This window comes from Streptomyces sp. NPDC093600 (genome assembly GCF_044764755.1).
Classification (GTDB): Bacteria; Actinomycetota; Actinomycetes; order Streptomycetales; family Streptomycetaceae; genus Streptomyces.
In genome coordinates this window covers 1-26,107 of the sequence record NZ_JBIWIU010000020.1, presented here as the reverse complement: position 1 = coordinate 26,107, position 26,107 = coordinate 1, and the positions used below count along the sequence as shown (strand labels likewise).

The 26,107-nt window shown below is 69.0% G+C and carries 28 protein-coding genes, 1 tRNA gene and 1 pseudogene; 9 read left to right on the top strand and 21 right to left on the bottom strand.

The window, feature by feature from the left end:
• Nucleotides 1-103 precede the first annotated feature (103 nt).
• The 11 genes from ACIRB4_RS30755 to ACIRB4_RS30705 form a co-directional block, all read right to left on the bottom strand.
• Complete coding sequence (locus ACIRB4_RS30755; RefSeq protein ID WP_403295794.1) at nt 104-1,783, bottom strand: AMP-binding protein; 1,680 nt, start codon at nt 1,781-1,783, stop codon at nt 104-106.
• 94 nt (nt 1,784-1,877) lie between these two features.
• Nucleotides 1,878-2,690 (bottom strand): 4'-phosphopantetheinyl transferase family protein, encoded by an 813-nt coding sequence (locus tag ACIRB4_RS30750; protein WP_403295792.1) that lies wholly within the window; start codon nt 2,688-2,690, stop codon nt 1,878-1,880.
• A gap of 81 nt (nt 2,691-2,771) precedes the next feature.
• A complete protein-coding gene (locus ACIRB4_RS30745; protein ID WP_403295790.1) occupies nt 2,772-3,296 on the bottom strand; it encodes a flavin reductase family protein in 525 nt (174 codons plus the stop codon).
• On the bottom strand, nt 3,297-4,976 hold the full coding sequence (locus tag ACIRB4_RS30740) for an AMP-binding protein (RefSeq protein WP_403295789.1): 1,680 nt from the start codon (nt 4,974-4,976) through the stop codon (nt 3,297-3,299).
• 11 nt (nt 4,977-4,987) lie between these two features.
• Nucleotides 4,988-5,293 carry an acyl carrier protein gene (locus ACIRB4_RS30735; protein WP_403295788.1) on the bottom strand — a complete coding sequence of 102 codons (306 nt, stop codon included), beginning with the start codon at nt 5,291-5,293 and terminating at the stop codon, nt 4,988-4,990.
• Entirely contained in the window at nt 5,290-6,489 is a 1,200-nt protein-coding gene (locus ACIRB4_RS30730) for an acyl-CoA dehydrogenase family protein (RefSeq protein ID WP_403295786.1), read from the bottom strand. Before ACIRB4_RS30730 ends, ACIRB4_RS30735 begins: the two co-directional genes overlap by 4 nt.
• Nucleotides 6,490-6,497: 8 nt before the next feature.
• A complete protein-coding gene (locus tag ACIRB4_RS30725; RefSeq protein ID WP_403295785.1) occupies nt 6,498-7,325 on the bottom strand; it encodes a hypothetical protein in 828 nt (275 codons plus the stop codon).
• Nucleotides 7,326-7,344: 19 nt separating this feature from the next.
• Nucleotides 7,345-8,379: a peptidase U32 family protein gene (locus tag ACIRB4_RS30720; RefSeq protein ID WP_403295784.1), complete on the bottom strand. Its 1,035-nt coding sequence runs from the start codon at nt 8,377-8,379 to the stop codon at nt 7,345-7,347.
• A gap of 79 nt (nt 8,380-8,458) precedes the next feature.
• Nucleotides 8,459-9,664, bottom strand: a complete 1,206-nt coding sequence (locus ACIRB4_RS30715; protein ID WP_403295782.1) for a cysteine desulfurase family protein — start codon at nt 9,662-9,664, stop codon at nt 8,459-8,461.
• Nucleotides 9,657-10,055: an iron-sulfur cluster assembly scaffold protein gene (locus ACIRB4_RS30710; protein ID WP_403295780.1), complete on the bottom strand. Its 399-nt coding sequence runs from the start codon at nt 10,053-10,055 to the stop codon at nt 9,657-9,659. The genes ACIRB4_RS30715 and ACIRB4_RS30710 overlap by 8 nt, the downstream gene beginning before the upstream one ends.
• Nucleotides 10,056-10,059: 4 nt before the next feature.
• Nucleotides 10,060-11,211 carry a hypothetical protein gene (locus ACIRB4_RS30705; RefSeq protein WP_403295778.1) on the bottom strand — a complete coding sequence of 384 codons (1,152 nt, stop codon included), beginning with the start codon at nt 11,209-11,211 and terminating at the stop codon, nt 10,060-10,062.
• Between the two features lie 144 nt (nt 11,212-11,355).
• Here ACIRB4_RS30705 and ACIRB4_RS30700 point away from each other — a divergent pair, with 144 nt between their 5' ends.
• The 3 genes from ACIRB4_RS30700 to ACIRB4_RS30690 all read left to right on the top strand — a co-directional run bounded on the left by ACIRB4_RS30700 (nt 11,356) and on the right by ACIRB4_RS30690 (nt 13,266).
• Nucleotides 11,356-11,712 carry a BlaI/MecI/CopY family transcriptional regulator gene (locus ACIRB4_RS30700; RefSeq protein ID WP_403295776.1) on the top strand — a complete coding sequence of 119 codons (357 nt, stop codon included), beginning with the start codon at nt 11,356-11,358 and terminating at the stop codon, nt 11,710-11,712.
• A 135-nt stretch (nt 11,713-11,847) separates the two neighbouring features.
• On the top strand, nt 11,848-12,717 hold the full coding sequence (locus ACIRB4_RS30695) for a M56 family metallopeptidase (RefSeq protein ID WP_403295775.1): 870 nt from the start codon (nt 11,848-11,850) through the stop codon (nt 12,715-12,717).
• 60 nt (nt 12,718-12,777) lie between these two features.
• Nucleotides 12,778-13,266 (top strand): SRPBCC family protein, encoded by a 489-nt coding sequence (locus tag ACIRB4_RS30690; protein WP_403295773.1) that lies wholly within the window; start codon nt 12,778-12,780, stop codon nt 13,264-13,266.
• Between the two features lie 202 nt (nt 13,267-13,468).
• On the opposite strand, the gene ACIRB4_RS30685 is transcribed toward ACIRB4_RS30690, so the two are convergent.
• The 6 genes from ACIRB4_RS30685 to ACIRB4_RS30660 all read right to left on the bottom strand — a co-directional run bounded on the left by ACIRB4_RS30685 (nt 13,469) and on the right by ACIRB4_RS30660 (nt 18,584).
• Nucleotides 13,469-15,064, bottom strand: coding sequence for a DHA2 family efflux MFS transporter permease subunit (locus ACIRB4_RS30685; protein WP_403295771.1), 1,596 nt, complete (start codon nt 15,062-15,064; stop codon nt 13,469-13,471).
• A gap of 228 nt (nt 15,065-15,292) precedes the next feature.
• Nucleotides 15,293-16,018, bottom strand: a complete 726-nt coding sequence (locus tag ACIRB4_RS30680) for a cation transporter (protein ID WP_403295769.1) — start codon at nt 16,016-16,018, stop codon at nt 15,293-15,295.
• Entirely contained in the window at nt 16,018-16,353 is a 336-nt protein-coding gene (locus tag ACIRB4_RS30675; RefSeq protein WP_403295768.1) for an ArsR/SmtB family transcription factor, read from the bottom strand. The genes ACIRB4_RS30680 and ACIRB4_RS30675 overlap by 1 nt, the downstream gene beginning before the upstream one ends.
• A gap of 85 nt (nt 16,354-16,438) precedes the next feature.
• Nucleotides 16,439-17,437 (bottom strand): cation diffusion facilitator family transporter, encoded by a 999-nt coding sequence (locus ACIRB4_RS30670; RefSeq protein WP_403295827.1) that lies wholly within the window; start codon nt 17,435-17,437, stop codon nt 16,439-16,441.
• A 420-nt stretch (nt 17,438-17,857) separates the two neighbouring features.
• The gene (locus ACIRB4_RS30665; RefSeq protein WP_403295766.1) at nt 17,858-18,214 is read right to left on the bottom strand and encodes a hypothetical protein; all 357 of its coding nucleotides are present in this window, start codon (nt 18,212-18,214) and stop codon (nt 17,858-17,860) included.
• Nucleotides 18,189-18,584, bottom strand: coding sequence for a hypothetical protein (locus ACIRB4_RS30660; RefSeq protein WP_403295765.1), 396 nt, complete (start codon nt 18,582-18,584; stop codon nt 18,189-18,191). The genes ACIRB4_RS30665 and ACIRB4_RS30660 overlap by 26 nt, the downstream gene beginning before the upstream one ends.
• Before the next feature lie 400 nt (nt 18,585-18,984).
• On the opposite strand from ACIRB4_RS30660, the gene ACIRB4_RS30655 reads away from it, so the two are divergent.
• Nucleotides 18,985-19,058 (top strand) — tRNA-Met (locus ACIRB4_RS30655).
• A gap of 266 nt (nt 19,059-19,324) precedes the next feature.
• Here the strand turns inward: ACIRB4_RS30655 and ACIRB4_RS30650 are convergent.
• Nucleotides 19,325-19,699, bottom strand: a complete 375-nt coding sequence (locus tag ACIRB4_RS30650; RefSeq protein ID WP_403295763.1) for a VOC family protein — start codon at nt 19,697-19,699, stop codon at nt 19,325-19,327.
• A gap of 134 nt (nt 19,700-19,833) precedes the next feature.
• Nucleotides 19,834-20,256 carry a DsrE/DsrF/DrsH-like family protein gene (locus ACIRB4_RS30645; protein WP_403295761.1) on the bottom strand — a complete coding sequence of 141 codons (423 nt, stop codon included), beginning with the start codon at nt 20,254-20,256 and terminating at the stop codon, nt 19,834-19,836.
• A gap of 532 nt (nt 20,257-20,788) precedes the next feature.
• On the opposite strand from ACIRB4_RS30645, the gene ACIRB4_RS30640 reads away from it, so the two are divergent.
• Nucleotides 20,789-20,929, top strand: a complete 141-nt coding sequence (locus ACIRB4_RS30640) for a hypothetical protein (protein WP_403295831.1) — start codon at nt 20,789-20,791, stop codon at nt 20,927-20,929.
• Nucleotides 20,930-20,959: 30 nt separating this feature from the next.
• Here ACIRB4_RS30640 and ACIRB4_RS30635 read toward each other — a convergent pair.
• Nucleotides 20,960-21,327 (bottom strand): annotated as a pseudogene (locus tag ACIRB4_RS30635) (IS5 family transposase); the annotation flags it as partial.
• 237 nt (nt 21,328-21,564) lie between these two features.
• Between ACIRB4_RS30635 and ACIRB4_RS30630 the strand changes: the two are divergent.
• A complete protein-coding gene (locus ACIRB4_RS30630) occupies nt 21,565-22,080 on the top strand; it encodes a GNAT family N-acetyltransferase (RefSeq protein ID WP_403295760.1) in 516 nt (171 codons plus the stop codon).
• A 914-nt stretch (nt 22,081-22,994) separates the two neighbouring features.
• Nucleotides 22,995-23,447: a PRC-barrel domain-containing protein gene (locus ACIRB4_RS30625; RefSeq protein WP_403295758.1), complete on the top strand. Its 453-nt coding sequence runs from the start codon at nt 22,995-22,997 to the stop codon at nt 23,445-23,447.
• Nucleotides 23,448-23,795: 348 nt separating this feature from the next.
• Here ACIRB4_RS30625 and ACIRB4_RS30620 read toward each other — a convergent pair whose 3' ends face one another.
• A complete protein-coding gene (locus ACIRB4_RS30620; protein ID WP_403295756.1) occupies nt 23,796-25,139 on the bottom strand; it encodes a polysaccharide lyase family 1 protein in 1,344 nt (447 codons plus the stop codon).
• Between the two features lie 380 nt (nt 25,140-25,519).
• On the opposite strand from ACIRB4_RS30620, the gene ACIRB4_RS30615 reads away from it, so the two are divergent.
• Together ACIRB4_RS30615 and ACIRB4_RS30610 are read left to right on the top strand one after the other, a co-directional pair.
• On the top strand, nt 25,520-25,822 hold the full coding sequence (locus tag ACIRB4_RS30615) for a hypothetical protein (RefSeq protein WP_403295755.1): 303 nt from the start codon (nt 25,520-25,522) through the stop codon (nt 25,820-25,822).
• Nucleotides 25,819-26,049, top strand: a complete 231-nt coding sequence (locus tag ACIRB4_RS30610) for a DUF1775 domain-containing protein (RefSeq protein ID WP_403295753.1) — start codon at nt 25,819-25,821, stop codon at nt 26,047-26,049. Before ACIRB4_RS30615 ends, ACIRB4_RS30610 begins: the two co-directional genes overlap by 4 nt.
• The last annotated feature ends 58 nt before the right edge of the window (nt 26,050-26,107 follow it).

Genomic DNA, 26,107 nt, shown 5'->3' with positions numbered 1-26,107 from the left:
CCAGTTGTCCTGGAGGCGCCGTACCATCTGGCTTTTCTGATTCCTGGGCACGAAAAGGCCCCCCGTTTCGATAGAAAAGTCGTGTGTCCGGTGCGCAGGGAGGTCAGCTCCAGTTGCCCTTGCCGACAGGCGCCTCGTTGAACAGGTGCTGACGCAGCGCCACTCGCTTGACCTTCCAGGTGGCCGTGCGCGGGATGTCGCTCCAGCTCAGGTGGATCGGGCTGTCGAGGTCGGGCAGACCGGTCAGAGCAGCGCGCCACCGCTGCGGGTCGATCTCCTTGCCGGAGTAGGTGGAGTAGACGACGCTGGGCTTGCTCTGCAGGCGGGCCAGCACGATCACCTCGTTCGCTTCGGGCAGCCGGTCCAGCAGCACGTCCTCGATGGCGATGCCGCTCGTGCCCTCGATCCGGTCGATCTCCCGGTCGACCAGCCGGATCATGCCGCTGCGCGTCTTGATGCCGAGGTCACCGGTGTTCCACCACCAGCCGCTGACCTTGTTGTCGTGCCGGTCCTGCTCACCGACGTAGGCCAGGCAACGGCCGGGCTGGTCGATCTCGACCAGGCCCACCTCGCCCTTCGGAAGCTGTCTTCCGGTGGCCGGGTCGGTGATACGGATCTTGGCGACCGTGGGCAGCGGCCAGCCCATGTACTGGGTGGGCGGCGGGAACCGACCGACTTCGCGCACCACCGACTTGAAGTACGGCCGTAGCACGAGACCGCCGTTCTCCGTCTGGCTCCACGACTGCACCCAGACCGGCAGCCGCACGTCCGAGGCGTCGAGGAACTTGCGGATCGAGCGGGTGTGCACGGCGTCGAAGGAGCTGATGTAGAAGCGGACCTGCTTGAACAGCCTGCGCGGGTCGTCGAGAAGGTGCTCTTGGCGCAAGTACATGTTCGGGAGCATGTCGACGATCGTCGGACGGTGCTCGGCGATCAGATCCGCGATGCGGTCGTCGGGCACGTCCGAGACCGCGAGGTACTTCGGCCCGACCGTGGCGATGGCGAACAGCGCGGTGAGGGTGTGCTGGTGGAAGAAGGGGTCGAAGAAGGCGAAGGTGTCGCTGTGCCGGAAACCCATCCCGCCCCAGCGCTCGGTCTGGACATGCGCGATGGAGTGCAGCGTCTCGGCGCTGTGCAGGGCCAGCTTCGGGATGCCCGTGGTGCCCGACGTGTGGGTGGCGACCATCGGCTCGTCGAACTTGCGCAGCTCGACGGGCGCGGCGGGGCTGCCGGCCAGACTCTCGAAGGAGAGGGCACCGTCGGGCAGCGCGTCACCGGCGCCGATGACGATGGTCTTGCGGGTCAGCTTCGCCAGGGCTTCCGCGTCCAGCTCGGCGATCTCCAGCCGACCCGGGTCGGTGACCAGGAAAGGCTGCTCCATCCGCTGCAGCAGCGTGGTGGCCACCTGGTTGCCGTGGTTCCAGGCCAGCTGGAAGGGGATGGCGCCGATGCGGGCCGCGGCCGACCCGATGACCTGGACGTCGGGGTGGTTCGCCTTCATCACCGCGACGCGGTCCCACGGCCGCACTCCGGCCGCGTAGAGGCGAGCGGCCACGTCATCGACCAGTGCGGCCCACTGTCGGTAGCTGAAGAGAGTGCCTGCGTCGGGCGCGATGTCCGCGGGCCGCGACAGGACGATCCGCTGGTTCGGAAAGCGCTGAGCCGCGAGGTGCCACGCCTCACCGTAACGACCGGTGGCCGGCGTCCGTGAGAACGGCATGATCCGCTTCATGCCCCTGCTCGGGGTATAGACCTTGAGGAATTCCGGTACGTCGGTCGTCATGGTCGCCCTTGGATGTCGAGTACGGACATGGGGTTTGCGGCGCTCCCGGGATTCACGAAGCGGCAGGGGCCGGCACCGCACCGAGCGAGCCGCCTCATGCCCACAGCGCGGCCCCGGCATCAGCCGCGTGAGCCGGATGGCTGCACAGGTCGCATCCGTGATGGGCGATGGTCGGATGCCGGCAGGCTGCCGTACCGGACCGCAGTGCCGCGGCGGCCGCGTACCCGGGAGGTGCGGCGAGTGGTGTCACAAGCCACCCGGCGGGGGTGTCGGCGCTGTCGCCGGCGAACTCGGGTCCCGGTCCGATGTCCACGATCTGAAGGTGGCCTGCGCCGAGGCCGGCTCCGTACCCCTTGAGGTACGCCTCTTTGCGGACCCAGCAGTCGAGCAGCGCGCGGGGGCGGTGCGCCGGGGGCAGTCGGTGGATCGCTTCCTGCTCGTTCGGGTGGAGACGGCGCAGCAGTGCGGCGTCGACGCGGTCGACGGCCTCCAGGTCGATACCCACGCTCGTGCGGGCGAGGGCGAGCATGACGGTGGTGCGGGTGTGGGACAGGGAGAAGTGCAGGTTGCTCTGCGGAAGCGTTGGTCTGCCGTGGGGCTTGTGGCAGGAGGGGCAGAGGGCGCGCCCGATGGTGACGGCTCGTGGTGCGGTGCCCAGGCAGCTGGCGAGGATGAGTCTCAGGGCCAGGTGCGCGAGGACGTAGGTGTCGCGTCGGTCGGTGCTGGGGAAGCTGTTCGCGCGCCGGCGCTCGGTGGCGTCGAGCAGGGTTCCGAGGCGCTGGGCGCGGCCGGCGGTGTCCGGGTCTGCGTGCAGGGTCCACACATCGATGTGGTCGGCGGCCGGACGGTATCCGGTCGGCGGGAGGGCGATTTGGGGCAGGAGGTGGTGCTGTGTCCAGGCTGTCATCCGCTTTCCTCTCGCCTGATGGGCGGTGTGGCGGTGATCGACCGGTCGGAGAGAGGCGACGGCGGCAGTGGCGCCGCTCTGTCAGGCCAGGCGGCGGTAAGTGCCGCGGTGGCGCACCAGCGGTTCGCCGCCGCCGTGAGTGGTAGTGGTGGTGACGGTGCCGATGAGGATGGTGTGGTCCCCGCCAAGGTGGGCGGCGTGGACGCGGCAGGTCACGGCGGCGACGGCTTCGTCGAGGATCGGCACGGTGTCCTGGTAGTGGTGCGGAACGCCGGCGAACCGCTCCATCAGGGGCTTCTCGGCGAAGACCTGCGAGGTGTGGTCCATGGTCACGGCGAGGATGTTCACCGCGAAAGCTCCGTGCTCGCGGATGAGGGCGAGAGTGCCGGAGCGGTTGGCCAGGCAGGCCAGGACGAGCAGCGGGTCGAGCGACAGTGAGGTGACGGCGCTGGTCGTCATGCCGACCGGGCCGCTCGGGGACATCGTGGTCAGCACCGTGACCCCGCCGGCCAGTTCGCCCATGACACGGCGGAACTGCTGCTGTCGCTCCTGGGCGTGTATATCGGGGGCGGCGGAGCCTGGGCGGGGCACGGTGCTGTGCGGCATTCAGGCCAACCTCCCCGTCAAATAGTCCTCGCGCAGACGTCCGCGCTGACGCTTGCCGCTGGTGGTACGGGGGATTCCGCCGCGGCGCAGCACGATCACCTCATGCAGGTTGAACCCGAACGACTGGCGGACCAACGTTGCGGCTTCGCGTTCGATGCGGGGGTGCTCGTCGGCGCGCAGGCGGGTCTCGATGACGGCGATGACGTGTTCCCCGCTGTCGTCGGTGCAGGAGAAGACGGCGCTGTTGCCGGCGTCGATGTCGGGGTGGGTTTCGATGGCCTCTTCGACGTCGTACGGCGGCAGGTTGCGTCCGTTGACGATGAGGAGTTCCTTGACGCGGCCGACGATGTAGAGGTCGCCGTCGCGGGTGAAGCCGAGGTCGCCGGTGGCGTGCGTGCGGTCGGTGACCATGGTCGGGGCGCCGCCGGCGGCCAGGTAGCCGGCCATGACGGAATCGCCCTGGAGGTGGATCTCGCCGATCTCGTTGTCGCCACAGGGGGTGCCGTCGGCGGTGCGGACGTGGACGGTGAGTCCGCCGAGCGGTCGGCCGCAGGCGATGACCGTGAGGGAGGGCCGGTCCCCGGTCGCGTCGCCGACCTTGTTGTGGTGGTGCAGGGCTTCGCGGTCGAGGCGCAGGGCTTTCACGCGGCCCCATGACAGGTCGCCCGGCGGGCGCCGGTCGAGGGACATGGTGGCGGCCAGGACGGTCTCGGCCATGCCGTAGCAGGGGATGATCACGTCTTCGCGGAGGTTCTGCCTGGCGAAGGTGTCCCGGAAGTCGGTGAGGACCTTGAGCGGGATCGGCTCGGCGCCGACGTACGCCTGTCGCAGCGTGGACAGGTCGAGGTCCGGGTCGGGGGTGCGGCGGAAGCGTTCGGTGGCGGTGCGGTAGCCGAAGGGCGGCGCGGTGGTGATGGTGGCGCCGCGCTGGGAGATGTGCCGCAGCCAGGACAGCGGGTCGCGCAGGAAGCTGATGGACGGCATGAGGTCCAGCGGCACGCCGCGGGTGAGGGTGGACAGGGTCAGGATGAAGCCCATGTCGTGGTGGAGTGGCAGCCAATGGCACGCCCGGTCCCGCTCGGGCGTGAAGTCCAGGGCGCGGTGGATGGCGCGGACATTGGCGTTGACCTGGGCGTGGGTGAGGACCGCGGCTTTGGGGGCTCTGGTGGATCCGGACGTGAGCTGGATGTGGTGCGGGTCGTCCGGACGCGGTGGGGTGAGCAGTTCGTCGGTCGCCGGCGGGTGCTGGAGGTCGGCCACGGTCAGGAACTGCGGGCCGTCGTCGGTGGCGAGGGCGGCAGCGGTGGCGCTGTCGGCGGTGATGACGGCGGCGGGTTGGGTGACGGTGACGACGGCCCGGAACTGGCGGGTGCCGGTCGCGGTGTCGTCGCCCGGGTTGGGCGGGACGACGATCGTGCACGGGACCAGGCCGGTCAGCAGGCAGCCCCACAGGGCGGCCAGGTGGTCGGGGCTGGTGCCGAGGGGGAGCAGAACGCGGTCTCCCCGCCTCAGGCCGCGGGCCAGGAGCGCCCCCGCGACTCTCCGGGCCTGTTCGGCGAGCTGACGGTAGGTGAGGGACGCGGTGGTGCCGCGGGAGTCGAGGAAGGTGATGTCCGCGGTGTGGTCACCGAGGGCCTGGTAGTCGAGCAGGGCGGGTTCGTCGACGGTGGTGATGGCCATGGGCTGGTCCTTCACTTGTCGGCGCGGGCGGCTTTGGCGGCCACTCGCTCGCGGACGTGGTCGGCGAGGTCGCCGATGTGGGTGAAGGCGAACGCCTTCTGTTCGGGGATGAAGACCCGGAAGGTGTTCTCGATGCGGCTCATCGCGGCGACCAGGGTGATGGAGTCGAGCGGCAGGCTGAGCAGCGGCGTCGTGCGGTCGAGTCGGTCGAGGTCGACGTGGGCGAGGTCGGCCGGGTCGAGGATGTCGGTGAGGGCCTCGCGCAGCGCGGTGAGCAGCTCGTCGTCGGTGGGTGTGGCGGCGGGTGTGGTGGTCACGGCCGGGTCTCTCCTGTGGGTGCGGTGATGGTGTCGCTGCGCGGGTCGAGGCCGAGCGTGGCTTTGCCGATCATGTCGCGCAGGGCGTCGAGGTTGGCGCCCATGACGGCACCGGCGCGGGCGTCGCGGTAGTGCCGCTCGAGCGGGTTGGCGCGCAGGAAGCCGTGGCCGCCGGTGACCTGCATGGCGGTGTCGGCGACGGCGATGGCGGCCTTGTTGCAGATGTACTTGGTCATGTTCAGCGCCGGGAGTGCTTCGAGGGGGTCGTTCTCGGCCGTCCACGCGCCGTGCAGCAGGGACAGGCGGGCGCTGTGGACGGTGGTGGCCATGTCCGCGACGTGGAGGCGTACACCCTGGAATGCGGCCAACGGCTGTCCCGTAGGTGCGAGTCTGCGGCGCATGACGTGGTCGTTGGCGAAGCCTTGGGCGGCTCGGGCGATGCCGAGGGAGGCGGAGGCCAGTCCGAGGATGAGGGCCGGCAGGGCGTGGGTGAGGCGGGTCATGCCGCCGCCGGGGCCGCCGACGCAGTTCGCGGCGGGGATACGGCAGTCGAGCAGCAGGGTGTTGGCGCTGTTGGCGCGCATGCCCATCGCGTCCCAGGTCTGCTTGACGGTGAGGCCGTCGTGACCGGCGGGGATGACCGCCATGGTCTGGCTGCGGCGGAACTCGGCTTCGCCGCTGTGAGCGTTGATGAGGTAGTAGTCGGCGTGGCCGGCGCCGGTGCAGAACGCCTTCGTGCCGGCCAGGTGCACCGTGTCCCCGTCGGGGGTGGCGCGCAGTTGGGGGTTGAGGATGTTGCCGCCGGTGCCGGGTTCGGAGAATCCCCAGCTGAGAAGCTTTCCCTCGGAGGTGACCTCCTTCAGGACGCGTTCGGCGACCGGGTTTGTCGCGGCGTCGGCGGCCAGGAGGCGGGCGGCGCCCGAGTGCATGGCGAAGATCAGCGCGGTCGATCCGCATGCTTCGGCGAGCTCGGCGACGGCCAGCCCCCACGAGGTGAGGTCGGCGCCGATGCCGCCGTACCGGGTGGGCACCAGTAGGCCGAGGAGTTCGGCGTCGTGGAGGTCTGCGAAGTTCTGCGTCGGGAAGCCGGCGTCGCGGTCGTACTCGCCGGCGCGGGGTGCCAGGCAGCGGCGGGCGACTGCCCGGGCCTGGTCGACGATGTCCTGCTGGTCACTGCTCAGTGCGAGGTCAACCATGAAAGCTCCTAGAAGGCCGCGGACACCGGGCGCCGCAGCGAGGTCACACGGGTGGCCAGCTGTTCCGGCGTGTAGAAGCGGGCGTCGATGATGACGCCACCGGCGGGCGGTGCGGTCGTGGGTGTGCCGGCGTAGACGGCGTTCCCGTACACGGTCAACGGCACCTGGGCGGACCGCTCGGCGACGGGGATGGGTTCGCGGTGCCCGTGTCCGAGCTGCCAGCGGTGGGTGGCCACCATGTCGGTGGGCCTGTCGCAGGTGCTCGCGCAGTCTGGCTGCGCGAGCTGGTGATGGCGGGCGGTGGGACATGAACGGGCCCAGGCGAGCGGGGTGACGTCGAGCAGGCGCCGCACCGTCAGACTGCTCTTCTCGGGGACGCGGGCGGCGGCCTCACTCTCCAGGGCCGTGATGCCGAAGGCGGCCAGTTCGTGCAGGTAGGCCTCTTCGAACACCGGCTCCTCGAGCGGGGCGCGTGGCGCCTGAGCGGCGTCGTGGGGCCGTCCGGGCATCAGGGCGAGCCCCGCGGCCAGTTCGCAGCCGGCGGCGTCGAGAGCGGCGGCGGTACCGAGGTCGTTGACGGTCATGGTGAGCGGCCCGTGCCCCGCCAGGTCCCGTGCCAGGCCGACGAGGCGCGTACCGGTGCGCTGCCAGGCGGCCGGCAGGACGACACCGGCTCGCAGCCCCGCCCGCCGGATCCTGTCCATCGCCTGGCGCAACGCGTACTCGTCGGGCAGCTTGGCCGCGCAGCCTTCCTGCCCGATGCTCACCGCGTCAACCGGCAGTCCGAGCACCTCGTCGAGCCGGCCCGGGGTGGTCAGGCGGACTTCCACGGTCATTGCTTCTCCCCCTTTCCTGTCAGACGTGGGCGCGGCGGCGGGGGGTGTCGCGGAAGCGGCAGCGTCGCTGCTCGCACATCCGGGGAACCCAGCCCATCTGCCACATCAGCTCGACGCGGTCGATGTCGGCGATCGTCTGCTTGGTGCTCCAGCCCTTGGCGACACCGTTCAGCGCACGCCGGTACATCTGGGTGATCTTGGCGTTCTGCCGGACGATGGGGCTCTCCCGGCCGGGAATCTGCAGCGCCGTCACTCCGAGAGCCACCAGGGAGGGCACGTCGCACAGGGCGCAGTCCGACGCCCCGTCGAGGAATCCGCCCAGGTCCCTCACCGCTTCCTCGGGTGCCGGGCTGCCCTGGTAGCCGGCGCGGCAGCCGAGGCCGGAGCCGGGCTGGTCGGGCAGTCGGCAGGCGTGGCAGTTCCCGCCGGACCCGGTCTGCACGGGGACTTCGACCTCCAGGCCGTCGACCGCGCAGAACGCCGCGATCTCATCCAGCGTGGTGGCGTGCGGGACGACGATCCGCCCGACTCCGTAGACCTCTTGCAGCCGCTTCGCGTAGGCGACGGTGGTCACCCCGAGGTGGGAGCCGGCGACGAGCGGAACGCCCGGATACTCGTCGGCGATCCAGCGGGCGGCGGCCAGGGCGCCGACGACGACGGTGTCGGCGCCCGCATCGATGCCCTGGGCGACATGGTCCAGGAACGTGTCCTTGTCGCCGGTGGTGACGGCGGGGGCGTCCGCGCACAAGTGGACTCTCATGCCGGCCGCGTGGGCGTGCGTGATGATCTCCTTCAGCAGGCGCCGGTTGGAGACCTGCGTGGGGTCTCCGTCCCGCTTGCCCGGCAGGGCGTCGAAGCTGACGCCCGTACCAGCTGGTGGCCGGTGGGCGAGGTAGATCTCGGTCGCGCCTCCGGTGATCTGCAGTTCCAGCATCTGCAGGTTGCGCACCGGTGCGTCGAGCCCCACCGATGCCGCCGCCGCGGGATCGGGCACCGCCACGAACGCCGCTTCGCGTTCGGTGTGCGGCGGGGCCATCTCCCACTGCTCGCTCACGTCATTGCTCACTGCTCTGCGCCCCCGTCGTTTACCGCTGTGTGTCGTGCTGGGACCCCGGCCCGGGCCGCCCCGGGTGTCAGGCGTGGGTCGGCTGTGGCGCGTCGGCCGGGCCGAGCGCCCGCAGCTTGCCGACCACGTCGACGGTTCGCGCCGCGGCCGCGGTGACGGCGTCCACGGTGGTGGTACGGCCGGGGCTGAACCGGACCGCGGAGCGGGCCCGCTGGGTCGGGATCCCCATCGCGGTCAGCACGTGGGACGGCTCGTCGCTGCCGGCGTGGCAGGCGGAACCGGCCGAGACGCAGATGCCGTGCACCGCGAGGACGTCGACGAGTGTGTCGCCCCGCACTCCGGTGAAGGACACGTTCAGCGTCTCCGGCAGGCACGGCGCGCCGTCGCCGTTGACCGCGATGTCGCCCGCTTCCTCGAGCCCCTTCAGGAGGTGGGCGCGGACCGTGTGCCGGTACGCCTGGTAGGCAGGATCGTCCAGGTGGCGCAGGGCCGCTGTGGCGGCCGCGGCCATGCCGAGTACGCCGGGGACGTTCTCGGTTCCCGCGCGCAGGCCGCGCTCCTGGCTGCCGCCGCGGATCAGCGGTGACAGTTTCACCCCTGGGGCGACCTTCAGCGCGCCGACGCCTTTGGGGCCGTAGAACTTGTGCGCCGAGACGGACACCAGGTCCGCGCCGAGTCCGGTGAGGGAGATCTTGCCCGCGGTCTGCACGGCGTCGGTGTGCATCAGCGCGCCGGCTTCGCGGGCGATGGCGGCGATGTCGGCGACGGGCTGGATGACGCCGGTCTCGTTGTTGGCGTGCATGACCGACACGAGCGCCGTGTTCGGCCGCAGAGCGCGACGTACGTCCTCGGGGTCGATCCAGCCCCGGCCGTCCGGCCTGAGGATCGTGATCTCAGCGCCCAGTTCGTGGGCCATGGCGCACGATTCGAGGACCGCGGAGTGCTCGATGGCGGTGGTGATCACGTGGACCGTCCGGCCGCCGGAAGCGGCGGACAGGACGGTGCCGCACACAGCGAGCGCGTCTGCCTCGGAGCCGCCGCCGGTGAACACGACGTCGTCCGCCGCGCAGTCCAGCAGGGCCGCCATCTGGGCCCGGGAGGACTCCAGGGCCTCTTTGGCCTCGTCGCCGGCGTCGTGCCGACTGGAGGGGTTGCCAGTGATGCTCATCCCGGCCAGGACCGCGTCGACCGCTTCACGGCAGACGGGACTGGTGGCGGCGTGGTCGAGGTAGATGCCCGTGCCGCCCACCGTGGGCTGGGGCGGGCTAGGCACAGATGAGGGGTGCGTCATCGTCGACCCCCTCCCGGTGGTTGGTCACCAGGCGGTGCGCCACCTGCCGGCCGAGCGCGGCGACGTGCCGCTGGTCGGGGGCGAGGCCACCGAGCAGGGCCTCGACCCGCTCGTCGTCCCACGCCTCGATCTCGCCGAGCGTGGCCCCCAGGGCGGCTTCGGTGATGACGCTGGCGGTGGCCAGCGAGGCGGCGCACCCGTGGGCGCGGAAGCGGATCTCTGCCACCGTGCCGTCGTTGATGCGGGCGGTCAGCATGATCTGGTCGCCACACACCGGGTTGCCGATGAAGGCCCGCACATCGGGGGTCTCGAGCTCGCCGGCGTTGCGTGGGTTGGTGAAGTGGTCCACCACGGTGGGGCTGTAGCGGGGCATCGTGTCAGCCCTCCACCGGCGCGGCAGCGGCGGGGACCTCGCACTCGGCGACGATCTCCTGGCTGTCGATGAACTTCTCGATGCTCACCGCGCAACAGCCGAGTTCGGCGCCCTGCAGGCGGCGGCGGAAGGAGACCGTCTGACCGGTGCGGCCGCACGGGCAGGGGGTGCGGTCGACCTCGCCGACGTCCTCGCTGAGGATGAAGGCCGGGTATCCGGTGGACAGAGCGTCCATCAGGGCGATGACGCCGGTCTTGCCCGGAGCGACTTCGACGTCGGTGTTCTCGACGTCCCGGATCGAGATGTAGGACCACGGCGGGACGTGCTTGCGGTGGTGCTCGCACTCCATGGCCAGCATGTTCGACTCGATCATGCCGTACATGTCGCGGACCCGGTCGGCGGGAATGCCGAGGTACTTCTCGATCTTGGCGTTGAACTCCTCGCGGCTGATCGACTCGCCGGTGTACCGCTTCCAACCGCCGAGAGTGATCACGAGGGACTCGGGGTCGAGCTTGAGGGTGATGTCCTCCAGCTCCAGGTAGCGCAGGAGCCGGCCGACGAGGAACGGCGGGCCGATGATGTGCCGCGTCATCGACTCCTCCCACTTGTCGAGCTGGCCGAGCGCCTCCTCGGGGTCGAAGGCGTAGTCGCGCACGATGTAGGCGTGGTCGTCCAGCAGGCCGTTGAGGACGTTGAACGCCTTGACCATGCCCATCTCCGGCGTCTCGGCCGTCGAGGGGCACAGGAACAGGCCCGCGCCCTTGCCGACCTGGAAGAACTCCCGGTACTGAGCGAAGATCGCGGTCATCACGCGGCTGACCGTCTTCACGTCACGACGGGCGACGCTCGGCACGCCGCCGGTGCCGGTGGAGCGAATCTCCAGCTCGACATCGGTCAGCGGCGCGGTCATCAGCACGTGCGCGTCGGGCTGCTTGAACATCCGCACCGGCAGCAGCGGGATCTTCACCAGGTCGGCCAGCGTCTTGATGTCGTCAGCCGACACGCCGGCGGCCTCGCACTGGGCGCGGTAGAAGGCGTTGTGCCCGGCGTGCTCGGCGAACGAGCCGCGCATCGCGGCGGTCACCGAGGCTTCCCACTCGCTCTCAGGCTGGCGGAAAGCGACGTCCGGACAGCCGAGCATGGCAGCGAGTTCCATGAATCCCCCTTGGATTTGGGCAGCGAGAACTGCACACTGCGGTCGGGTAGTTGGCTCGAATCGACCCTGACCGCGGCGCGACCTACTATTGCAGTAGTACTACCTGGATAGTCAAGGATCGCCCGATGTCCTATGCTGCTCGCCATGGCGAGACTGGGTGACCTTGAGCGAGCGGTGCTGGACTGCCTGTGGCAGGCCGAGCAGCCGCAGACCGTGCGCGAGGTGCACGAGGCGCTGGCCGAACGGCAGCTTGCCTACACAACCGTCATGACCACGCTGCAGCGCCTCGCGCGCAAGGGCCTGGTCACCCAGGACGCACAGGCCCGGGCCCACCTCTTCAGCGCGGTGGCCACCCGGGAGGAGATGTTCACCGAGCTCATGACCGACGCCCTGGGGATCGCCGGCGACGAGCACGAGGCGATGCTCCGGTTCGTCGACGGGATCAGCCCTGAGGCCCGCGCGGCCCTGGCCGAAAGGCTCGAGCGCGACACCCGCGCGTGATCCAGCGACGCCACAGGCCGGACAGCGTGACGCTGCGCCGGCACCAAGCCTGGCTCCAGGGGTGGAAGCCAGGCCACACAGGCGAGAACAAGTGAAACCAAAGTAACGGGGGGTTACGTGGATGCGCTGTGTCTTGTGCTGTTGTCCATCCTGCTGCTGGCCGGAGTGTCAGCCGTGGTCACCCACACCAAATGGCCCTACCGCGCCCCGTGCGCGGCCCTGTGCCTCTGGCTCGCCGGATGCGTCGCCGCGCTGACCGGCCTGCTGACCGCCAGCTACGCCATGGTCGTCCACTTCGAGGAGATCGCCCAGCACCAGATCCTGCTGCTGCCCGTCGACGTCACCGCTGTCCTCGTCGCCTGGGGATTCGCCGGTCGTGTCCTGAGCGCCTACGTCCGGATCCATCGCAAAGGAAGAAAGCGGCGTCAGCGGCATCTGCAGCTGCTGACGCTGTTCGGCAAAAGCGTGCACGACCTCCAGGCGGTGATACTGCCCAGCCGCCAGCCCCTCGCCTACAGCGTGCCAGGACCCGACGGCGGCCATGCCGTCATCTCCGACTGTGTCCTGGCCGAGTTCACCCGCGAAGAGGTCGATTCCGTCCTCGCCCACGAGAAAGCCCACCTTCGGCAACGCCACCACCTGCTCACCCAGTTCAGCGACGCCTGGTGCGCGGTGCTGCCCAAGCACTCCTTCGCCGTCCGCTTCGCCGAACGCTTTCACGGACTGATCGAGATGCGGGCCGACTGCGCCGCCAGCGTCCGGTGCGGCCGCCGCGCCACCGCGTCCGCGCTCGCCCGTATGGCGTACGACAAGAGCCCTGACGCCGAGGCCGACTTCGGCTGCCCGGTGGCCGCACGACGTCGGCACCTGCTGACCAACGACCGATGTTGCACCTCGTTGACCGCCTCCACGGTCTTCTGCGTGGCCTGCGCCGTCGCTGTCACTCCCGCAGCCCTCACGGCCGCCGGCGTCCTAGCCGCCGCCTGTGCCTGGATGTGCCACTGACCGCCCTCCACACGAGGGCTTTTTTGTTGAGCCGAGAACGTTCATCGAGAAGGGATGCTGATGGCAGAGTCGCGAGTCTCCGAGTCCATCGAGATCGCCGTGCCGCCGAGCGTCGTGTACGCGGCGGTGACGAACGTGGCCGACATGGGCCGCTGGAGCCCCGAATGCACCGGCGCGAGCGTCAAGGACGACGGCCCGCGCCGGCAGGTGAGGGCCGGTATGAAGTTCACCGGCCACAACCGCTCCGCCAAGCGGCCGTGGTCCACCCAGTGCACCGTCACCGCGGCCGAGCAGGGCGTGAAGTTCACCTTCCTCTCCCGCGGTGCGGGGCTGCGCGTCGCCCTGTGGAGCTATCGCTTCGAGCCGCTCGACCACGGCCGGGCGACCACGGTCACCGAGACCTGGATCGACCAGCGCGGCTGGTTCATGCACTTCATCGGCCCCAAGGTCAGCGGTATTCACGACCGGGCCACCCACAACCGACAGACCATGCAGGTAACCCTCCAGCGCCTGAAAGAGACACTGGAGAAGGAACACCGGTCCACCTGACCGCGCGGGACGGGGAGGGGCACGCCGACATGGTGTGCCCCTCCCGCCGCTGTCCGCGGGCAGCCGGCCCAGGTGGCCGTGCTGCCGGGCCGGGCGGGGGTGGCCGGCCCGACAGCGGGTGGGCGCGGCACGGCACGGGGGGAAGGAGCCGCACCGCGCCCGGCCTGGCCGCCCCGGCACGGGCCGGGGCGGCCTGGAGCCTTTACGGGGTCGCGCTTTCGGCCTTCACACCGGTCGGCTCTGTCAGGAGCGGGGTCTTATCCCGGGCGGGGAGCAGTACGACCACCACCACCGCGGTGACCGCGGCGAGGCCCGCGCAGATCAGCGAGACCGTGGCCATGCCGGCCACGAAGGCATCGCGTGCCGAGTCCGCGATGCCGCCTGCCTGTGCGGCGGGGAGCTTCTCCGCGACCTGGATGGCTCCGGCCACGTTGTCCCGGATCGCCTCCTGCGCCTGTTCCGGCAGAGCGGAGGGGATGTCGTCCTCGACATTGTCGCGGTAGGAGGAGTTCAGTGAGCTGCCGAGGACGGCGACTCCCACCGACGCGCCGATCTGGCGCATGCTGTTGGCCAGCGCGGACCCCGCACCGACCTGGTCGGCGGGAAGGGAGCTGAGGATTGCGTCCAGCGTGGTGGGCATGGTGAAGCCCAGCGCCAGGCCCATGATGGCCAGTGCCGCGCCGGTCACGGTGAAGTCGGTGTCGGGGTCCACGGTGGAGAGCAGCCCGAGCCCCGCGACCCACAGCACCATTCCGGTGGCGACGATGACCTTCGTGCCGATCTTGCCGACCAGGCGGCCGCCGACCGCGGCCGCGATGACCAGCGCACCGATCATCGGCAGCAGGTGAAGGCCGGTGTCCATGGCGTCCTTGCCCTGTACCTGCTGCAGGAACTGGGGCACCACGAACAGCACTCCGAACAGGATGAACATCACCGCGGAGATCGCGACGCTGGACCAGGTGTAGCGGGCGTTACGGAAAAAGCGCAGGTCCACCAGCGGGCTGGATGCTTTGCGCAGCCACACCAGCAGCAGGCCCAGCAGGACGAGGCCGCCGATCATGGTCAGCAGGACGACGGGGTCGTCCCAGCCGGCGTTCGGGACCTCGATGACGCCGTAGACGAACGCCGAAACGCCCAGCAGCGACAGGGCGGCGCCGATGAAGTCGAGTCGCTTGGCGTTCGGGTCACGGGTCTCCGGCACGAACAGCAGCATGCCGATGACGGCCACGATGACGACGGGAATGTTGATCAGGAAGATCGAGCCCCACCAGAAGTTGTTCAACAGCCAGCCGCCGGCCAGCGGGCCGAGCGGGAGCCCGAGGGCGAACCCGGCGGTGGCGATCGCCATGGCCTTGGACCGCTCCTCCTGGGGAAACATCAGCGGCACGATCGACAACGCCAGCGGGGTGATCGCCGCAGCTCCGGCACCCATGACGATGCGAGCGACGATCAGGCCGTCGGGGCTGTCGACGCCCAGGACCATCAGAGAGCCGATGCCGAACAGCAACAGGCCACCGACGAGGACGAGTCGGCGTCCGATGCGGTCGCCGAGCACTCCGAGCGGCAAGAGCAGACCGGCGAAGGGAAGGGTGTAGCCGTCGGTGAACCACTGCAGCTCAGTGGTCGTCGCCTCGAGCTCCGTGGCCAGCGTCGGCAGCGCGACCGTCAGGATCGTCGCGTCCAGGCCGACGATCATCAAGCCGAAGACGGGCGCGGCCAGAGCCAGCCAGCGATTACGTGCGAGCCCGCTGTTTCCGGGCGATGATGGATCAGTTGCGGTGGTGCCGGGCATTGCCATGGATGCTCCTCAGCAGGGCGCAAACGAAGAGTCGATGAAGTGCCGGGGCGTCGGGACCCGGCCGGATTCGGAACTCGGCCCGATCCGTGGTGATCGGAGTGCGCTCGGGCGCACTCGAAAGCCCCCTGAGCTGTTGCCGTGCCGCTCAGGGGGCCGATGCACAGTTCCCCCTCTTGAAGTGTTCTGGGCACCAGGGCCCGGCTGCCGCGAGCGGCAATGTTGTTCAGGTCAGTTGCAGCAGGCACATCCTGGGGCGCAGCCGCAGGCGTCGTCCCCGGCCGCAGGCTTCGCGTCGGCGTTCAGCGTGCTCAGACCGGCCGGCGCGCAGCAGCCGTCGCCACGCCATGCCTCCCGGCCTTCCTTGACCGCGATCGCCGCTATGACGAGCGCCGCTACCGGATCCGCCCATGACCAGCCGAGCGTGGCATTGGCGACCAGGCCCAACAGCAGCACGGCCGACAGATAGGTGCACAGCAGCGTCTGCTTGGAGTCCGCGACCGCCGATGCCGAACCCAGCTCGCGACCGGCCTTGCGCTGGGCGGCCGACAGGAACGGCATGACGGCCAGCGACAGGGCCGCCAGAACGATGCCTGGGATCGACGGCTGCGCCTCCCCGCTGCCCGTCAGCACGCGGATCGCGTCCACTGTCACGAAGGCAGCGAGCGCGAAGAACGAGACCGCGATGATCCGCAGCGCCTTCTTCTCGCGCGCTTCCCGAAGTGCGTGCTCGCGAGCGGAGAACTGCCAGGCCACTGCCGCGGCCGAGGAGACCTCGATGATCGAGTCCAGACCGAAGCCCACCAGAGCGGAGGACGATGCGATCGTTCCGGCGGTGAGGGCGACGATCGCTTCGACGACGTTGTAGGCGATCGTCGCCGCGACCAGCATCCGTATGCGGCGGGTCAGGACCTCCCGTCGCGCGGGTGCCGGTCCGAGGGATATGCCCGCGGCCATCAGCAGCAGCCCTTCTCCTCGTTGTCGGGGCAACTGCTGTCCGCGGCGACAGCCAGCACGGCCTGACGCAGGTCGTCCAACGCGTGCCCCAGCCGGGGGTCGGCGAGCTCGTACCGGGTCCGGCGGCCCTCGGGTACGGTCACGACCAGCCCGCAGTCGCGCAGGCACGCCAGGTGGTTCGACAGACGTGTGCGAGAGATCCCGAGTTCGTCGGCGAGGTCGGAGGGATAAGCGGGAGCTGCGCGCAGGGCGAGCAGCAGACGGCAGCGGATCGGGTCGGCGAGGGCACGGCCGAACCGTGCCAGCACCTCGATGTCGGTCGCGAGATTCAGCACAGCCAAAACGATACACAGGAACCTGAATTCAGGAAAGCATGGATAGTTGGTTTCCGGCTTCGGCCCGCCAGGGGGCCGGAGCCACTCAGTGGTCGTGCGGTGCGTCCCGATGGATGGGGCCGTGCGGGCCTTCGCAGTGCGGGGCCGGCCTTGCGACACCGCCGCCGTGGGCGGTCAGTTGAAGAACTCGCTCCGGCTGATGGTCGACCTGGAGGGTCGTGTGCGTGATGCCGTAGTCGCGGCGGACGAGGTCCTCCAGGCTGCGGCGCACTGCATGGCAGTCGCCGCCCGGCTCCACAAGGACGTGGGCGGACAGGGCCGCCTCCTGGGAAGTGATCTGCCAGATGTGGAGATCGTGCACCTCGGTGACCGAGGAGTGAGCCACCAGTTCGTCGCCGAGCCGGTCGGGGTCGACGTGGGCGGGGGCAGCCTCGAGGAAGACGCGCCCCGAGTCGCGCAGGAGGCCGTAGCCGGCCTTGAACATGAGCGCGACGACGATCAGCGTGGCGATGCCGTCGGCGCGGGCGAATCCCGTGGTGACGACGATCAGGGCAGCGACCGCGGTCCCGATGAAGGCGAAGAGGTCGTTGAGAATGTGCTGGTAGGCGCCTTCCACGTTGAGCGAGGAGCGGTTGGCGCGGGAAATGCACCACGTGGCGGCCACGTTCACCGCGACTCCGGCCAGTGCAGTGATCAGCATGAGACCGCCATTGACCTCGGGCGGGTCGATGAGCCGTTCGGCTGCCTCATAGGTCAGCCAGGCGCCCAGCAGGATCAGTGAGAGACCGTTGGCTTGCGCGGAGAGGATCTCCGCACGCTTGAGGCCGTAGGTGTATCCGCCCTTGGCCGGCCGCTTGGCTATCCGCATGGCGATGAGCGCCAGGGCGATGGCCACGGCGTCGGTGAGCATGTGGGCGGCATCGGAGATCAGCGCCAGCGACTGGGCTACGAAACCGATGACCACTTCGACCGACATGAAGCCGACGATCAGCGCGAGCGCGATCGAGAGCCAGCGCTTGTCCGTGTCAGCGGTCACGCCGTGGTCATGACCGTGTGAGCCGTGATCGTGCGGCTTACTCCCCATGGTTCCCCCTCGCCTCGAAATCGGCTGGCCTTTCGCCCGCGAAGTGAAGCGCATATCGGCGGAAGACGCAAAGGCTGCAATGAAGTCGGAAATCACCCCCGTTAACAAGCCGTTGACCTGCGGCTTCATAATTCAGGCAGTGCATTCCGATTGGGATTGAGATCGGTTTTCGAGAAGGATCGTGCGTCCCGGTCGGCCGCTGTCCAGGACGGCGACGACCGAGCTGAGACCGTTGCCGCAGATCACACTCCGGTCGAGCCCTTCGAGGGCGTCCAGAACGGTTTGCTGGTGCGGGGAAGGTGGTTGCTTTGCTCGGGGGCGCGGTGCAGGGTGCGGCGCACCGCGACGAGTTCGGGCAGGATCCGTTGTGCGTCTGCGAGGACACTGGCCGGCTCGTCGCCCGCGGTCGCGGGGGGCTGTTCACCGGGGGCTTCCGCATGAGTGAAGCACGTCTTCGATGATCTCAGGGCTGCGGTCGGGAAGGCCGAACACGAGGCGTTCGTCGAGGCCGCCGGGGTTGACCACGTTGAACTCGAAGACGTACGGGCAGGCGAGATCGATGTCGGCGAACCGGGTGCCGTGGCGCAGCAGTTGCTTCCCGATGTGCTCACAAAGTCGCCGTTCGTCGGCGCTCAGGAAGGTGTCGGAGCAGTGGGCGCGGTGGGCCGTGTCGCCCCGGTGCTCGTCGGTTGCGAGGAGGTGGGCCTGTTGGGCCACGGGCCTGCCGGCGGCGAGGATGACGCGCTTCTCCTCAGCGTGCGGTACGTACTCCTGCAAGCAGGTAGACGTCGGCGCCGGCGTCCGCGTCCGGAGGTTCGACCAGCCACGTGGCATCGGGATCCTGTTGGTATGCCGTCCAGAGTTCGTCGAAGGAGTTGGAGATCAGGGTGCGTCGCGGCAGGTGCTCGGGCGGCACCACCACGGACAGGTTGGTCTTGCTGCCCGGCATCAGGATCCCGGTCACGTCATTGACGAACCGCACATGCTGGTTGAGCCGCCACAGCAGCTGCCACGCCGCTGTCTCCACCGAGGGCTGCGAGTAGTCGAGCACCCACACCACCTCGATCTCCTCGAAACCGCGCCGTTCGGGCACGCCCGGATACGGCTCGTAGGCTTTGACCGGGCCGTCCACCCTCCCGGCGGCCACCAGGGCCTCCTCCCCCGCACCGGTCAGACTGTTGATCGACCCGACCCACACTTCGGGCCCGCCCGCAGCAAAAGCGTTGGCTTATAAGGCATGACAGCTGTCGAGTTCCGCCAGGGCGCCGATCGGTAAGGCGGCCACACGCACGCGGGCGCCCTCCTCGATTCAGCGATGGGCAAGACGCCGCAGAAAGAGAGCTCCCCCACTCGGCGGCAAATAACACGACCGGCCACAGAACAATCCTCCCTGCCGCCGCAGGCCGGCACGCGATCGGATCCTCCATTCGACACCCCGGACTGGGACACCCGGGCAACAGCGACCACCCCATCCACGGCAGCAGGCACTGGGCAAACAAGTTTGGTCAGGATCCGGCTCGGCGGTGGCGTAGGGTGGTGTTCACCGACGCGGGGTGGAGCAGCTCGGTAGCTCGCTGGGCTCATAACCCAGAGGTCGCAGGTTCAAATCCTGTCCCCGCTACTGAAAAGAAGGGCCCAGATCCCCAGGATCCGGGCCCTTCTGCCGTACGCCGCGCCCGCGCCCGGTACGCAACCCCGCACCCCGCCGTGCGACGACCCCCTGAACGCCGCCCCACCGATAACCCCAGGCTAGACCCTCAGCCGATGAGAAATCCTGCTCCTGCGCACGAGCAGCTCCGCGATCGGGATGCGCTCGTCGTAAACGGCAAGGGACCAGGGGACCATCACTGTGAAGACTCGGAGATGCCGCCCTGGTGCCGGGGGGATTCAAGCTCCTGGGAGGAAAAGGCAGAACAGATGGCCGTGAGGGTCGCGCAAAACCCGTACGCCCTTCTGAGGCTGATACTCCTCCAGCGACGCACCCAGGGCGCAAGCTCGCTCTGTCTCCGCGTCCAAGTCGTCGACCTGCAGGTCCACATGCGCTTGCATCTGCTGAGCACCTGGGCGTTGGGGCCAGACCGGGGGCGTGTGGTCGGCTTCCAACTGGAAACTCAGGCTGGGGCGCTCCTGTTCCGGGGCCCGCAGTCGGACCCACTCAGGCTCCCGCTCGACTTCCTGCCAGCCCAGCAGGGCGCGGTAGAAATCCGCCAGAGCAGGTGGATCGGGAGTACCAAGAACAAAAGCACCGAGCATCGCCGTCATGCCCCCACCCTGCCCCTGTGACTCACCCCCATGCATCATGGCTGGCACAAGGCCAGTGCCGGGTGAAGAGTCCTGGGCTCCGCCTGCGGGCCGTGGGCCCCGGCCCTCCCCGGGCCGGGGCCGTACCAGCGTGGTCAGAAGTACTGGCAGTGGTCCGCCTTGGTCGCCTTCTCCTCCAGGAACCAGGTGGCGTCCACGATGCCTTCGGCCTCCGGAATCAGGTTCGAGTCGTCGACCCCGAAGGTGGTGGCGGCGGCCCGGCACCCGTAAAGGTTCACCTTCCCGGTGCCCTTGAGGTACGTGAGGTAGTCGATGATCTCGGTGGGCTCCCCGTTGTCTATCATCGTCGCCCTCAGCGCTTCCGTGTCCGCTTCCGCCGCGTGCCGGCCCTCCATCTCCAGCGAGGCCGCTCCCTCCTTGGTGAGGACGCGGACGGCCCACAGCACGAAGAGCATGTCGACCTGAACGCCCTTCTCGGCACAGAGCCAAGCGAAGGTCAGTGGGGTGAGCATCTTGTCGTAGGCGTCGTCCCTGACGACGATGGCCAGCTTCTCCATGACTGCTGCCTCCTCTCCCCGCCCCGGCCCCGTTCCGCGCCGGCCCCGTACCGGCTTGCCCGCATCCCACGCTAGGCAGCGGGGAGAGGGAGAGCATGCGTGGTGCTGCCGTATTCCTGGCCTGCTATCGCCGTACTTCCGCGGTGGCGTCGGCCAGCCCGAGCTCCAGGGCTCGCCGGGCCGCCGCGGTCCGGGAGGCGCAGCCGAGCTTGGCCAGCACGTGGCGGACACGCGCCCTGCAGGGCCAGGGCGTGGGCTCTCAGGCCGGTACGGCACGCCGCCTCGGCGTCCTCGGCCGCGGAGATCGCCTGGTCGAGCGCCTTGGTGAGATACCCGGCGGACTTCCACTGCTCGGCAAGGGCGAGATGTTCCGCCGCCGCCTCGTCGCGCCGTCCCGCCTCGGTGAACGCCTCGGCGGCGGCCTCCCGCGCCGCGGCCGCGCGCGACCGGTCACCCACCAGGCCGGCGGCGTTGGCCAGTCTCCGCTGTGCGGACCCGGAGCCCGCGAAGTCGCCGCGGGAAAGGCGTACCCGTGCGACATTTCAACGGCCTGACCGTGCCCAAGCACCTGAACCTGTGGATCGGCGACCACGCCTCACCGGAGGGCGCCGGTCTGACCATCCCGCTCAGCGTGGAACCGGCCCAGGCGGACGTGCGCCCGCACGTGAACTGATCTTTGTGCGGCCCCCTTTAAGGAACCAGGCGGTGTTCGAGGCTCCACCTTCGGGGCCCCGGCGGCGTGCTGGTGGGCGCGGATCGAGGTGGAGTCGATGTTGATGTTCCAGTCGATGCCCCCGCCGCGTCGGCGACGGCCTGGACGTACTGGAGCAGCCTCTCCCCAGTGCCGTCGGCCGACCACAGCATGTGCCGCTTGTGGAGGGTCTGCCACGGGCCGAAACGTTCGGGCAACTCGCGCCACCGGCAGCCGGTGCTGAGCCGGTGAATGATCCCGTTGATCACCTGGCGGTGATCTCGCCACCGGCCACACCGGTCATTACTCCTGGGCAACAGCGGCTCCAGCACCGCCCACTCGTCATCGGTGAGCCCCCCTGCTGAGCATGGCCAGAACAACGAACCGTCCCTCGAAGGGATACGACCTTCAGCGAGCAAAAGCCCCCGTCAGCGGCCCGGAAATGAGTTGCCCTGGCTGAGGAGGAGCTACTACCGTCACGCCAGCGCGACAGACGCGCGATCTCGGGATGGGGAGGTTGATGAATATGGCCGCCGTCGGCCCTCATCAGTATGCCCTCATCCGGCCCGCGCGCTAACAAAGCGCGGCCCGGTCGCTCCTACGACCAGGAGAGACACATGTCTTCCCCTTCTTCATCCGCCCACGCCGACGTGGTCACCAAGCGGCTCGTCCTTCGGCCCTGGACCATGAGCGAGGCCACCGCAGTCCTCGACGACACCCGGTCCCCGCACTGGGCGGACGACTTTCCCGCCGACGGCGATCGCGTGGTCGCGGGCCTCTTCGACCAGTACCCCGACTGGCTCGGCGCATACGGCCACCGTCTGATCATCGAGCGCGACAGCGGCCTGGTGGTGGGCTCCATCGGCCTGTTCTGGCCGCCCATCGAAGGCGTCCTTGAGATCGGATACGGCATCGTGGCCTCCCGCCGCGGCCGGGGTTATGCCCCCGAGGCCACCCAGGCTCTGGCCGAGTTCGCCCTCACCGCGCCTGATGTCCACACCGTGTCAGCCAACGTGGAACTGTCGAACACATCCTCGGTCCGAGTATTGGACAAGGCCGGCTTCCACCGGTGGGCCACCGAGGAGAACGTAGTCACGTTCACGATCACGAGTCCGGGCCACGATCGGCGCTGATCCCCGGGGTCCTGGAGGCGATGCCCTGCAGGACCCCACCGCGGTGGCTGAGTCCCAGGGCAACCAGCGTGATCGGAGAGACAGAACCTAGCTGCCGGTACCGGCGTGGCGTTCGAGAGCGAGCATGAGGCGGTTGCGCCCACCGCCTGGAGCTGGTGGATGCTCATCACGGACTCGGCCCGGCTGGTGCTGGAAACCCGCCCCCGCCGAGGCGATCGGGCTGACTCCCAGAACAGCCAAGGCGACGACAGCAGAACGGGCCACATTTCACACACTCACAGCGGCACAGCGAGAAAGCCATGCCCTCATCACGAAACCTGATCGACCGGACGGACGCTAGTAACCTGAGCGGGTCGAGATAGAGGCCGGCCACGGGTCGGACCTTGTTGATGCACAGCGGATCCGTGGACTGCTTGAACGCCTGCGACCCGCGCGGGGCCAGGCCGAACTCCCGCCAGATCCGCGAGATCGCCGACTGGGACATCCCGCTCGCCGCCTTCAGCGCCCCGAGGCCAGGACGCGCAACGGGTCGTATCGGACTGGACGCAAAGCGTGACTGTCTCGGTCGGCCCACACGGCGGCTCGGCGTCGGACAGCTTCACCACCCGGCCTCCCGGTCGGGGCGTGTCCTTTCGTCGTAGCGCAAGGTGCATTTTCCGTCACCTGATTCGGTGTCTCGGTCCCTGGAAGATGCCGGGGCGAGACGTTGATCTGGTGGTTCGGTTGGTCGCTTTCTCCCTGCTCCTTGACAATCAGGATGGACGAGATGTCTTCTCGCCGGCGCCGTCTCCCCGCGGCATGTGCCGCCACACTTGCACTGGCGGGCCCGCGAGGCGTCCCCCAGCACGTTTGCAGGCTCGGGCCCGGGCAAGGAAGGCTGGGACAGGTCGCGGCAGGGCAGTTGAGGAGCAACGGTGATTTCACAGGAGCAGCTCACGGATCTGGCTCGGCAGCCGGTCTACGCCGCGGACGGGGTGAAGGTCGGGGATGTGGTCCATGTCCTGCTGGACGACACCACTGGCAGGGCGGAGTGGGCGCAGGTGCACAGCGACTCGTCGGGGCCGGGTGACGTCTTCGTGCCTTTGGGGGACGCCGTTCATGTCGGCGACCGCATTCAGATCCCGTTCGCCAGGAGCACCATAGAGGCCGCAGCAAAGGTGGAGCTTCAGGGGCGTCCGGTACTGTCCGTGGCCGATGAGGAGAAGCTCTTCGCGTGCTTCGGGCTGAGGGACGTTCGTGAACAGGTGAACGCGGAGCAGGGCTCCGGGTGGTCGCAGATGGACCGGGCCGACCACATCCGGAGGGGCACTGACGGGCAGGAAGGGGTCCGAACACGGCTGCGTCTCCTTCAGAACGACAGCGCCTGACAGTTGGCGGTTGCTGACGTGCCTGAAGCCGGAGCCCCTGGCTCCGGCTTTCGGCGCGTACCAAGGCATGGGTACAGCGCAGCCGCCCCGGCCGATGCGGGTTCTTCGGTCAAACCTCGTTGTACGCGCCCCCACAGGGCACGCCGTGACCTCCGACTCGAGTTCCTCGCCAAGAGCTCGCGATCCACCCGGTCGGCATCGGTGCTTTGCCCATAGGGAGTTCGGCCCTCTTGCTCGCTCACGCGAAGAATCACTACGAGTGCGAACGCGAACCGACCCCGACCGCACGGTATGGGTACGCGAGGGCCGAGGGGCTCGTGCTCTCCCGGCCCTCGCGTGTCTCGGGTGCTACTTGAGCACGCCCGCTCCCGTCGTCGTCGCCAGCGACGTCGGCAGGTTGCTCGCCGAGGCCTCCAGGCCCGCCGTGAGGGTCGGGGTCCAGTTGACCGTGGTCTTCAGGTCCTTGGACGAGGCGGCGTTGTAGGCGGCGACGAGGTCGGTCACCGTGCCGTTGACGAGGTTGCCGGAGCCCTTGACCGAGCCGGTGCCGTCACCGCTGAGGAGCTTGGCGGCCTTCGCGCCGGACGGCAGCTTCCAGTAGTTGTTCTCCGCGACGAGCTGGGCCTTGGCACGGGAGTTGATGCTGTACTGCGGCGTGTACCCGTTGAGGGGCGTGACGTCGTAGTAGTTGTTGTAGATGTGGATCTGGCCGATGCGGGCCAGCGGGGCGCGCTGCATGATGCCCTTCCACACGTTGTGGTGGATGGACACGCGCAGCTTGCCGACGCTGTCGGTGTCGCTGCTGCCGATCAGCATCGTCTTGTCGTGATCGGTGAACTGGTTGCGCGAGACGGTCACCAGGTCGGATCCCTTGGTGATGTCGAGGGCGCCGTCGTGGATCTGGTACTCGCGGCTGAAGTACTTCGGGTTGGCGGTGTCGAAGTGCGGCGCGTCGGTGAACGTGTTGTGGTCCGCCCAGACGTGGGTCGCGCCACGCAGGGAGACCGAGTCGTAGTTGGAGTTCCAGTTGCCGTCGTCGCCGTCGGTCGGGTCCCACTGCGGGAAGCAGTCCTCAGTGGCGGCGAAGGTCAGGTTGCGGACGATGACGTTGTCCACGTTCTGAATCTGGAGCATGGCCCCGGTGAGGCCCGCGTTCGTGCCGGGGACGCCCACGATCGTCGTGTTGGCGGGGACCTTGAAGACAATGTTCTTGCCCTGCTTGGCCTGGGCGGCGGCGCGTGCCGTCTCCTGGGTGCCGGAGGGCAGCTTGGAGCGGCCGTAGGTGGCCGGGTCGTAGGCCTTGAGGTAGGCCGACAGCGAGTAGCCGGTACCGGAGGCGTAGTCGGCGCAGGTCAGCTTCTTGCCGCTGTCATCGGTGTTCGCGTCGATCACGCCGTTGATCTTGATGATGCGGGGCGTGGTGTCGGAGACCGAGCCCAGCGCCTTCACGAGCTGCGCGCGGGTGGACACGGTGAAGGTGTGGGCGGCATCGGCCTTCGTGCCACCGGTGGTCCCCGTACCGGAGGACGCCCAGCCGTCCTTCGCGGCGAGCGTCTGGTGGTACAGGTCGACGGTCCCGGCGTTGGCGTTCACCACGACAACACCAGCGCCGACGCCTGCGGCCACGACGGCCGCGCAGACGACGGCGGCACGACGGGAGCGGAGGGACCGGCGGTGGGAGCGAGCAGCCACGGGGCTTCCTTACAGGGGGAGGAACAGGGTTACGCCCTGTCAGTGGCCGCCGCCCCATGAAGGGTTGCCGGGTGCGAAGGAATCTTTTTCCTCCGCCTTTCCCGGCACGCGATGTCGTCCGAATCCGCCTCCACGTCGCCTCACCCGATCCGCTCACCTTCGGCTCACTGCGGGAAGAGCTGGGCTACGTCAGGTACCTGCACGCGACGTACGACCTGCCCGTCCTGCTGGTCATGGTCCGCCGGGCCAGGGCCGTCGACGTCGCGCTCTGCACCACGGCATCAATCGACGCGGTCATCCATCGGCCAGGACAGCACCACCGGGGCGCATCTCCTGCGCTGACGAGCTGTCCCGCCATTTGCTCCTGCTGGGAGACACCCATGTCACGCATCACCCTGCCGCGTACCGGGCCGCGCCTGTCCATCGCTGCCACCGCCGTCCTGCTCGCCGCCGGACCGGCATCGGCTCACGTCGAGGTCGCCTCCGACAGCGCGCAGGCACTCGTGCAGAACGCGGAGTTGAACTTCAACGCGGCATCCGAGTCCACCGCGGCCGGCATCACCGAACTGCGGGTAATCCTGCCCGAAGGGGTCACGCTACCGACGTCACGTACGGCGAGGGCCCAAGGGCTGGAAGTTCGCGGGCACCACGACGGCTACACCATCAAAGGGCCGGCGCGGTGAAGGCCGGTGAGGACGCCGAGCACTCGGTCGTCGTCCGGCAGCTGCCCGACGCAGAAGAGGTGGTGTTCAGGACCCTGCAGACCTACAGCGACGGCCGCGTCGACCGGTGGATCGAAGCGGGGGCGTCTGGTGGCGACCACAGTCACGGCAACGAGGCCCCGGTGCTGAAACTGGAGGCCGCGCCTCGGGCGCTAGGTGTTCTGTCCCGGGAGGTTGTGGACGGGTGATGCAGGTCTCGGCTGAGGGATCTTGAATGGGTGAGGGCCTTCCGGGTTCGGTGTGGAT